Origin of the sequence: Pararhizobium sp. (assembly GCF_035497515.1) — a bacterium.
In the GTDB taxonomy this organism is placed as follows: Bacteria; Pseudomonadota; Alphaproteobacteria; order Rhizobiales; family Rhizobiaceae; genus Pararhizobium.
The window spans coordinates 150,666-160,821 of sequence record NZ_DATJDJ010000103.1 but is presented as its reverse complement, the minus strand read 5'-3'; the positions used below and the strand labels follow the sequence as shown (position 1 = coordinate 160,821).

7 protein-coding genes are annotated in these 10,156 nt (G+C 61.0%); 2 read left to right on the top strand and 5 right to left on the bottom strand.

Annotated features, from left to right (window positions below):
• From VL202_RS10955 to urtA, 4 genes are all read right to left on the bottom strand, one after another.
• Positions 1 to 206: ATP-binding cassette domain-containing protein (locus tag VL202_RS10955; RefSeq protein ID WP_325464142.1), on the bottom strand; the 206-nt coding region annotated here is incomplete at its 3' end.
• A gap of 5 nt (positions 207 to 211) precedes the next feature.
• Positions 212 to 1,393 (bottom strand): urea ABC transporter permease subunit UrtC, encoded by a 1,182-nt coding sequence (gene urtC / locus VL202_RS10950; protein WP_414692838.1) that lies wholly within the window; start codon positions 1,391 to 1,393, stop codon positions 212 to 214.
• Positions 1,394 to 1,401: 8 nt separating this feature from the next.
• Entirely contained in the window at positions 1,402 to 3,009 is a 1,608-nt protein-coding gene (gene urtB / locus VL202_RS10945; protein WP_325464140.1) for an urea ABC transporter permease subunit UrtB, read from the bottom strand.
• Positions 3,010 to 3,310: 301 nt separating this feature from the next.
• Positions 3,311 to 4,600 (bottom strand): urea ABC transporter substrate-binding protein, encoded by a 1,290-nt coding sequence (gene urtA, locus VL202_RS10940; protein ID WP_414692837.1) that lies wholly within the window; start codon positions 4,598 to 4,600, stop codon positions 3,311 to 3,313.
• A gap of 224 nt (positions 4,601 to 4,824) precedes the next feature.
• On the opposite strand from urtA, the gene VL202_RS10935 reads away from it, so the two are divergent.
• Positions 4,825 to 8,217 (top strand): hybrid sensor histidine kinase/response regulator, encoded by a 3,393-nt coding sequence (locus tag VL202_RS10935; RefSeq protein WP_325464139.1) that lies wholly within the window; start codon positions 4,825 to 4,827, stop codon positions 8,215 to 8,217.
• Entirely contained in the window at positions 8,210 to 9,133 is a 924-nt protein-coding gene (locus VL202_RS10930) for a response regulator transcription factor (RefSeq protein WP_325464138.1), read from the top strand. The genes VL202_RS10935 and VL202_RS10930 overlap by 8 nt, the downstream gene beginning before the upstream one ends.
• Here the strand turns inward: VL202_RS10930 and VL202_RS10925 are convergent, their stop codons facing one another.
• Complete coding sequence (locus tag VL202_RS10925; RefSeq protein WP_325464137.1) at positions 9,134 to 10,108, bottom strand: D-glycerate dehydrogenase; 975 nt, start codon at positions 10,106 to 10,108, stop codon at positions 9,134 to 9,136. It abuts the gene before it with no gap.
• Positions 10,109 to 10,156 lie beyond the last annotated feature (48 nt).

The window sequence follows — 10,156 nt, the reverse complement described above, 5'->3', positions numbered from 1 at the left end:
TTGAAGAAGACCTGGCCCGAATCCGGCCGGGTCTTGCCGGTGATGATGTCCATCATCGTCGTCTTGCCGGCGCCGTTCGGGCCGATGATCGCGCGCAACTCGCCCGGATCGACCACGAAGGACAGCGAATTCAGCGCCTTGAAGCCATCGAAGGAAACAGACACGCCATCAAGATACAGCAGGCTTTTGGAGGGTTTCTCATCCATAGACTTTACTCCGCGGCCTGGGGTTCGAGTGCAGCAAGCTGGCTATCCGCCTTGGCAGTGGCCTTGTCCTGATAGGCCTTCTCGATCGCATCAGCCTTCTTCTGTTCCTGGCGGCGCGCGAGATACTGCTGAACGGTGCCGACCACGCCCTTGGGCAGGAACAGGGTGGTTGCCACAAACAGCGCGCCGAGCGCAAACAGCCAGAATTCAGGGAAAGCGGCGGTAAAGATGCTCTTGCCAAAATTGACCAGCACAGCGCCGATGATCGGTCCGATCAGCGTGCCGCGCCCGCCGACCGCGGTCCAGATGACCACTTCGATCGAATTGGCCGGAGCGAATTCACCCGGATTGATGATGCCGACCTGCGGCACGTAAAGCGCGCCGGCGACACCCGCCATCATCGCCGAAACGGTGAAGATGAAGAGCTTCATGTTCTCGACGCGGTAACCCAGGAACCGGGTCCGGCTTTCCGCATCGCGCACGCCGACCAGCACCTTGCCGTATTTCGAGCGAACGATGGCGGAGCTGAAAACAAGTGCGAGAGCAAGGGCAAGAGCGGTTGCGGCAAATAGAGTTGCCCGCGTGCCGCCGGCCTGGATATTGTAGCCGAGGATTTCCTTGAAATCGGTCAGGCCGTTGTTGCCGCCAAAGCCCATTTCGTTGCGGAAGAAGGCCAAGAGCAGGGCATAGGTCATCGCCTGGGTGATGATCGACAGATAGACACCGGTGACGCGCGAGCGGAATGCGAACCAGCCGAACACGAAGGCGAGAATCCCCGGCACCAGGAACACCATCAGGGCCGCAAACCAGAAATGGTTGAAGCCCGTCCAGTACCATGGCAGTTCGCTCCAGTTGAGGAAGACCATGAAGTCCGGCAGCAACGGGTTGGCGTAGACGCCCCTGTCGCCGATCTGGCGCATCAGGTACATGCCCATCGCATAACCGCCCAGCGCGAAAAACGCACCGTGGCCGAGCGAAAGAATGCCGCAATACCCCCAGACCAGATCCAGCGCCAGAGCCAACAGCGCGTAGCACAGGTATTTCCCGAGCAGCGGCACCAGATGGCCCGGCACGTGGAAGAAATTGTCTTCCGGGATCAGCAGGTTGGAGAGTGGCACGAAGGCCGCGACGAGAAGGATCAGGCCGACCGCCCAGATCGTTTTCTTTTCATGTCTCATGAACAGCATTTGCGCAATCATTGTTCGACCGCCCTTCCCTTGAGCGCGAACAGGCCGCGGGGCCGCCGCTGGATAAAGAGAATAATGAAGATGAGGATGATAATCTTGCCCAGCACCGCACCGGCATAGGGCTCAAGGAACTTGTTGGCGATGCCGAGCGTCAGGGCCCCGACCAGCGTGCCCCAGAGATTGCCGACCCCGCCGAAGACCACGACCATGAAGCTGTCGATGATGTAGTTCTGGCCGAGATTGGGCGAGACATTGTCGATCTGGCTGAGCGCCACGCCGGCCATGCCGGCAATGCCCGAGCCGAGGCCGAAGGTCAGGGCGTCAACCCAAGGGGTACGAATGCCCATCGAGGAGGCCATGCGGCGGTTCTGGGTGACGGCGCGCATCTGCAGGCCGAACTTGGAACGCTTGAGCAGGAGCAGCAGCGCCACGAAGACGCTGAGCGAGAACAGGATGATCCAGAGGCGGTTCCAGGTGCTGGACAGACCACCGATCTCGAACACGCCGGACATCCAGCCCGGATTGTCGACCTGCCTATTGGTGGGGCCGAAGATCGTGCGGATTGACTGCTGCAGGATCAGCGAAATGCCCCAGGTGGCAAGCAGCGTTTCGAGCGGGCGGCCGTAGAGCCAGCGGATGACGCTGCGCTCGATGGCGATACCGACCAGCCCGGTGAAGACGAAGGCTGCGGGAACGGCAAAGACCAGCGAATAATCGCTCATGCCGGGCGCCACGGAATCGATCGTCTGCTGCACGACATAGGTCGTATAGGCGCCCAGCATGACCATTTCGCCATGCGCCATGTTGATGATGCCCATGACACCGAAGGTAATGGCCAAACCGATAGCGGCGAGCAGCAGGACAGAGCCGAGCGACAGGCCGTACCAGACGTTCTGGAAGACGTCCCAGACCGCCAGGCTGCGGGTGATGGAATCGATATTTGCCTCGATGACGGGCTTGAGATCGTCCGGCGCGTTGTCCATCGCGGCCATCAGGATTGCCAGCGCATCGCGATTGCCGCGCGCCGCGATCGTGTCGATGGCCGCCTTCTTGTCCTCGGCGCTGGCATCCGTCTTCAGCATGATGACGGCGCGCGCCGCTTCCATCGTCGCCTTGATTTCGCCGTCCTGTTCTTTCGACAGAGCGGAATTCAAGAGATCGAGGTTGTCCGGGTTGGCTTCCTTCAGAAGGTCCTGCGATGCGGCGAGACGTGCCGCGCGGTCGGGGCTGAGCAGCGTCAGTTGGCTGAGTGCGACGCCGATCGCGCCGCGCAGGCCGTTGTTCAGCCTGATCTTCGCAAGATTGCCCGGCGGATCGGCGACGGCAACGCCGGTGAGAACGTCGACATAGGTCCCGTCTGTCGGGCCGGCAAGATAAACCGCCCCGCCCGTTTTCGGCGCATACAGCTTGCCATCGCTGAGGTTCTGCAGGATTTCGGCAACTTTCGGATCACCGGACGCCGCCAAGGACTTGACCGCCTCGATCTTCTGCGGAAACGCGGTACCTCCGAGCCCATCAACGAAGGGACGAATAGCCTCCTGTGCACGCAGGCCCGTTGCCAGGCAACTGACGAGCAGGCAGAGAGCGACGAGAAAAGTCTGAGTGGCGCGATACATGAGCTCTTCTTGTTCCGTTCGCTTGGCGTCGTAACAGCGGCAGGAAGACCCGGCGCTGGCGACGCTGCTTAAGATTTCCGCAATTCGCTCGTCCGACGATCAGATCAGTCGGGACCGGCAGCCGGAACCGTATCCCCGGGCCTCACCATGCAGAAAACATGCCAGATAGGAGGCAAAAGGATGGAAGTCCCTCCGCCTGGATGGGAGATCCGGACGGAGGGTATTGGCATCAATCAAAAGGTCATTGGATCAATTGGCGAACGGCGGTTAAGCCGTTCGGAGTATATTGGCCTTGATGAAATCAGGAGCCCTTACCGCCGCACTTGCCCGTTGCGACGTTGAAGTTGCCGCAGGACATCGGCTTGCGCCAGTCGGAGATCAGGTCTTTCGAGTCGGGCAGGTAATCGGACCATTCGTCACCGACGACGGCGGGCGTCTGCTGCACGATCTCGAACTGGCCGTCTTCCTGGATTTCACCGATCAGCACCGGCTTGGTGATGTGGTGGTTCGGCATGACGGTGGCGTAGCCGCCCGAAAGGTTCGGAACGGTGGTGCCGATGATCGTGTCGAGAACGGCGTCGGTGTCGGTCGTGCCGGCTGCTTCAACGGCGGATACCCAGGCCTTGAAGCCGATATAGGCAGCTTCCATCGGGTCATTGGTTACGCGCTTGTCGTTCTTGGTGAAGGCGTGCCATTCCTTGATGAACTCGGCATTGGCAGGCGCATCGACCGACTGGAAGTAGTTCCAGGCAGCAAGGTGCCCGACCAGCGGCTTGGTGTCGAGACCGGCAAGTTCCTCTTCGCCGACCGAGAAGGCGATGACCGGAATGTCGGTCGCCTTGATGCCCTTGTTGCCGAGTTCCTTGTAGAACGGAACGTTGGCATCGCCGTTGATGGTCGAGACGACGGCGGTCTTCTTGCCGGCCGAACCGAATTCCTTGATCTTGGCAACTTCCGTCTGCCAGTCGGAGAAACCGAACGGCGTGTAGTTGATCAGGATGTCTTCCTTCGGAATACCCTTGGCGATCAGGTAGGCTTCGAGAATCTTGTTGGTCGTGCGCGGGTAGACGTAGTCGGTGCCTTCAAGCACGAAACGCTCGACGCCTTCGGTGTTCATCAGGTAATCGACCGCCGGAATGGCCTGCTGGTTCGGCGCTGCACCGGTGTAGAAGATGTTGCGCGAGGATTCTTCACCCTCGTACTGGACCGGGTAGAAAAGCAGCGAGTTCAGCTCTTCGAAAACAGGCAGAACGGACTTGCGCGACGACGAGGTCCAGCAACCGAACACGGCCGAAACCTTGTTGACGGAAATCAGTTCGCGGGCCTTTTCGGCAAACAGCGGCCAGTCGGACGCCGGATCGACGACGACGGCTTCGAGCTTCTTGCCGAGCAGGCCGCCCTTCTTGTTCTGATCCTCGATGAGCATCAGCATGGCATCCTTGAGCGTGGTCTCGGAAATGGCCATGGTGCCGGACAGCGAATGCAGGATACCGACCTTGATCGTGTCGTCGGCAGCGTAGACGCCTGAAAATGCTGTCGTGGCAAGCGCAGCTGCCAGAAACGCGCTCATGACATGAGACTTGAATTTCATTGTGAACCCCTCTCGTTCTTTGACGACGGCTCTTGGGAGACCTTTACCGTTCGTAAAGGAACTATCCGACGGGGACCCGGAATTCTGTATACGTCAATTGACGTAGAAGAGGTGGGCAAGTGTGCAATGCAGCACACTTAATGCCCGCGTACATCTGTGCTACGACTTCGTTGCGGCCACTCGACAGGCCATTCTATCAGCATCTAGGGAAACGCACGCAGCAGATGACAGCACGCCAGCGCATCATTCCGGTCCGGCGCGAATATAATCGCTGGGTCGCCAACCAGACGCTGGAAGACTACGCGTTGCGCTTCACCGCCAAGAGCGCCCGGCAGTTCTCCTCGCAACGCATCTCGCAGACCGCTATCGGGGCGATCTCGTTCCTGGCTCTGGAGGCCATCGGCGGGGCGATCACGCTGTCCTATGGCACGACCAACGCCATCCTCGCCATTCTCGTCGCCAGCGTCGTCATGCTCGGGGTCGGCCTGCCGATCAGCCGCTACGCCATCCGCCACGGCGTCGATATCGATCTCCTGACCCGTGGCGCCAGCTTCGGCTATATCGGCTCGACGATCACCTCGCTGATCTATGCCTCGTTCACCTTCATGCTGTTTGCCATCGAAGCCTCGATCATGTCGGCGGCTCTGGAGCTGGCGCTCGGGATTCCTCTCTGGATCGGCTACATCATCAGCGCCGTCATGGTCATCCCGCTGGTAACGCATGGCGTGCGACTGATCAGTAAGTTCCAGTTGATCACCCAACCGTTCTGGATCACTCTCAACATCGCCCCGTTCATTTTCATCGCATTCGCCGACTGGGGGAAATTCGATCTGTGGCTCGCCTTTGCCGGAGCGGCCAAGCCGGCGGGTGCCCCCGGTACCCTCGCCTCCTTTTCGCTGATCGAGTTCGGCGCCGCCTCCGCCGTCATCCTAGCGCTGATGGCGCAGATCGGTGAGCAGGTCGATTTCCTGCGCTTCCTGCCGGCGGAGGGCCAGCGCAAGCTGCATCACCGTTTTGCAGTGTTCCTCGCCGGTGCCGGCTGGGTGATTGTCGGCGCACCAAAACTTTTGGCAGGCTCATTCCTCGTGGTGCTTTGCCTCAGCGCCGGCGTACAGGTGGAGGATGCCGCCGATCCCGCGCATATGTACCTCACAGCCTTCGGCTACATGATCCCCTGGCATAATGCGGCGCTGCTGCTGATGGCCGCCTTCGTGGTCGTCTCGCAGCTGAAGATCAACGTCATGAACGCCTATGCAGGCTCGCTCGCCTGGTCGAATTTCTTTTCCCGCCTGACCCACAGCCATCCGGGCCGCGTGGTCTGGCTGATGTTCAACGTAGCGATCGCGCTGTTGTTGATGGAACTGGGCATCTACAAGCTGCTGGAGGAGACGCTCGGCATCTTCTCGATCATCGCCATGTCATGGCTCTGCACGATCTCGGCCGACCTCTTCATCAACAAGCCGCTGGGTCTTGCCCCGCCCAATATCGAATTCAAGCGTGCCCATCTCTACGACATCAACCCGGTCGGCGTTGGCGCCATGACGGTTTCGGCGCTGATCGCGCTGACGGCCCATTTTGGTGTGCTGGGTGCCGTTGCAGCATCGCTTGCGCCCTATATCGCGCTAATCACCGCGCTTGTCGTCTCCCCGGCCATCGCCTGGGCGACCAAGGGCAAATATTATCTTGCCCGCAAGCCGCGCCAGAGCTGGAAGAAGCTCTCGACCGTCACCTGCTCGATCTGCGAGCATCCGTTCGAGCCAGAGGACATGGCCTGGTGCCCGGCCTATGCCGCGCCGATCTGCTCGCTCTGCTGTTCGCTCGACAGCCGCTGCCACGACATGTGCAAGCCGCATGCGAGCTTCAACGCGCAGACCGCTGTGATCGCCAAGGCTCTTTTACCTCAGAAGGTAACACAAACCCTCTCAACTCGTCTCGGCCGCTATGGCATAGCTGTCGTCCTGTCCGTCGCCGGCATCGGCATGATCCTGGCCATGATCGCGCATCAGACGGGCACCGCCTCGCCGGAAACGGCCGCGGTCGTCAACCGGACCGTCGGCGTGGTGTTCTTCGTCTTCGCGGTGGTGACCGGGGTCGTCTGCTGGTTCTATGTGCTTGCCCATGACAGCCGATTGGTCGCCGAGGAAGAATCGTCCCGGCAGAACACCTTGCTCCTCAAGGAAATCGCCGCCCACAGGAAGACCGACGCGGCGCTTCAATATGCCAAGGAAACGGCAGAAGCGGCCAACCGGGCCAAGAGCCGCTACGTCGTGGGCTTGAGCCATGAACTGCGCACGCCGCTCAATGCCGTGCTGGGTTATGCCCAGATTCTCGAGCGCGACGAGACGATCCCCGCCCCGCGCCAGTCGGCAATCAAGGTCATCAAGCGCAGCGCCGACCATCTTTCCGGCCTGATCGACGGGTTGCTCGACATATCGAAGATCGAAGCCGGGCGGCTACAGGTCTATTCCAACGAGATCAACATCCAGGATTTCCTCGACCAGATCGCCGACATGTTCCGCCCGCAGGCACAGGCCAAGGGCCTGGTATTCGAACACGATCGGACCAGCGCCCTGCCGCAATATGTCCGCACCGACGAAAAGCGGCTTCGGCAGATTCTCGTCAACCTCCTGTCCAACGCCGTCAAGTTTACCGATACCGGCACCATCCGCTTCGACGTTGCCTATCGCAGCCAGGTCGCGACCTTCACCGTGTCCGACACCGGCCGCGGGATCTCCAAGACGGACCTGCCGCGCATTTTCGAGCCCTTCCAGCGCGGCGAGGCCGAGCATGTCCGGCCGATGCCGGGCCTTGGCCTGGGGCTGACGATTACCCGTCTGCTGACCCAGACGCTTGGCGGCGATATCGTCGTCGATAGCGAGCGCGATGCGGGTTCGACCGTCAAGGTGCGGCTGATGCTCTCGGCGATCGACCGGCCAACAACCGCCTTGCCCTCGATCCGCAAGATCACCGGCTATTCCGGACCACGGCGCACCATTGTCGTCGTCGATGACAACGAGGATCATCGCGACCTGATGCGCGAGGTGCTGATGCCGCTCGATTTCGTGGTGCTGACGGCGGCCGGCGGCGCTGAATGCCTGACGCTGATCGAAGGCATCCAGCCCGATCTGTTTTTGATCGACATCTCGATGCCGGGCATGAACGGCTGGCAGTTGGTGACGCGGCTGCGCGAGGACTATGAGCAGACGGCGCCGATCATCATGCTGTCGGCCAATATCGGCGACGGCACGGCAGCCGACGCGCAGACGGGCCATAACGACACGCTCGCCAAGCCCTTCGATATCCGCCAGTTGCAGGACAAGCTCGCCGTCCATCTGGCACTGGAATGGACCTATAACGACACGTTGCCGCCGCCAGCCAGGCGGAAGGCCAACGGCACGGTAAAGACCCCGGGCGTAACGCATGTCGAGGAACTCATCCGCCTCGGTGAGATCGGTTATATCAGAGGCATCGAGGCCAAGCTCGCCGACCTGGCGAAACATGATGAAAATCAACCGTTTACAGAAGCAGTGAAGACCTACGTTCAGGCTTTCGATCTGGCCGGCTATGCCGAGTTCCTGCACAACATCAATAAACAGGGGAGACTGGCTGGTGAATGAAATCGTGCATCCACGCGACATCGTACTCATCGTGGATGACAGTCCCGAGACGCTGGGATTCCTGACCGACGCGCTCGAGCAGTCCGGCTTTTCCGTGCTGATCGCCACCTCCGGCAATGCGGCGATCAAGGTGGTCGATCGCATCACGCCTGACGTCATTCTCATGGACGCGGTCATGCCCGGTATGGACGGTTTCGATACCTGCCGGGCACTGAAGACGAACCCGGCGGTGGCCCAGGTGCCGGTGATCTTCATGACCGGGCTGACCGAAACGGAGCACATCGTCCATGCACTGGAATCCGGCGGCGTCGATTATCTCTCGAAGCCCATCAATATCGACGAGCTGCGCGCCCGTATCCGCGTTCACCTTGCCAATGCGCGCTCCGCCCAAAGTGCCCGCGTGGCACTGGATGCAGCCGGACGGCATCTCCTTGCGGTGCGCGGCTCCGGTAATATTCACTGGTCGACGCCGCAGGCAACCCGACTGGCCAATGCGGCCACCGGACGCGACGACGGGCTGGATATACTGGTCGTTCCTATCCACCAGTGGCTGCAGGAGCGCGAAAGGCACGGCGCGGCCAAGGATAGCCCACTGTTGATCCACCAGAATGGTCAGCCGGTGCTGCAGCTTGCCTATCTTGGTGCCATCGGCGGCGACGAATTCCTGTTTCGCCTGACGGGGGTCAGCCAGACCAGCGACGATGAGATCCTGCGGCAGAATTTTTCTCTGACAGTGCGCGAGGCGCAGGTGCTGCTCTGGATCGCCAAGGGTAAATCGAACCGCGACATCGGCGAAATCCTCGGGCTCAGCGCCCGCACGGTCAACAAGCACCTGGAGCAGATCTACGTCAAGCTCGGGGTCGAAAACCGCGCGTCAGCCGCCGTCAAGGCTGCCAAAGTGCTGCACCAGCAATAGTCAGGCGACCCTGTCCGGCGGCTCGCGGCCTTCGAAGAAGGCGGTGATATTATCGACCACCTTCATGCCCATGGCGGTGCGCGTCTCTTCCGTCGCGCTGCCGAGATGCGGCAGGAGTACGACATTGTGGAGCGCACGCAGACGTTCGGGAACGGCGGGCTCTGCCTCGAAGACATCGAGCCCCGCACCACGGATAGTCCCGGCTTCCAAAGCTTCGATCAGCGCCGTCTCGTCGACGATGTCGCCGCGCGCGGTATTGATCAGGTAAGCACCGGGTTTCGTGATCTTGAGCCGGCGGGCGTCGATCAGATGCCGGTTCTCACCGCCGCCCGGGCAATGCAGTGATACGAAATCGGCGATCGCCAGAACCTCGTCGATTGTATCGAGTTGGCGCGCGCCATAGCGCGCCGCTTCCGACAAATCGACCTTCGAGCGATTGTAGAAAACGATGTCCATGTCGAAACCGAAATGGCAGCGCTTCGCCATTGCCTTGCCGATGCGGCCAAAGCCGATGATCCCGAGCGTCTTGCCGGTGACCTTGGTACCGATCATATGCGTCGGGCGCCAGCCGGTCCATTCGCCGGCCCGGACCTGCCGCTCGCCCTCGCCTGCGCGCCGCGCGACGGAGAGAAGCAGCGACATGGCGATATCGGCGGTGCAGTCGGTCAGCACGCCCGGCGTGTTGGTGACGACGATGCGGTTCGCCTTGGCGGATGCTACGTCGATATGGTTGTAGCCAACACCAAAATTTCCGAGGATTTTCACCCGGACGCCACCGCCCTCGAAGAGTGCTGCCGGCAGGCCGTCGGAGACGGTCGGCAGGACGGCATCGAAATTGCGCAGGGCATCGGCAAGGGCCGCCGCATCCATCGGACTGTCCGGCCCGTTGAAAACTGCGTCAAACCGCTCGGACAGAACCTGTTCGACCGCGCCGGGCCAGCGGCGGGTCACGAGGATGCGTTGCTTCTCAGTCATCGGTTACTCCTGAATCGATTCCGGAGTTGACACCTAACACACGAACAG

Excerpts from the sequence above, each read along its gene's own strand:
- VL202_RS10925 (WP_325464137.1), bottom strand. The coding sequence starts at position 10,108 with ATGACTGAGAAGCAACGCATCCTCGTGACCCGCCGCTGGCCCGGCGCG.
- urtA (WP_414692837.1), bottom strand. The coding sequence starts at position 4,600 with ATGAAATTCAAGTCTCATGTCATGAGCGCGTTTCTGGCAGCTGCGCTT.
- urtB (WP_325464140.1), bottom strand. The coding sequence starts at position 3,009 with ATGTATCGCGCCACTCAGACTTTTCTCGTCGCTCTCTGCCTGCTCGTC.
- urtC (WP_414692838.1), bottom strand. The coding sequence starts at position 1,393 with ATGCTGTTCATGAGACATGAAAAGAAAACGATCTGGGCGGTCGGCCTG.
- VL202_RS10935 (WP_325464139.1), top strand. The coding sequence starts at position 4,825 with ATGACAGCACGCCAGCGCATCATTCCGGTCCGGCGCGAATATAATCGC.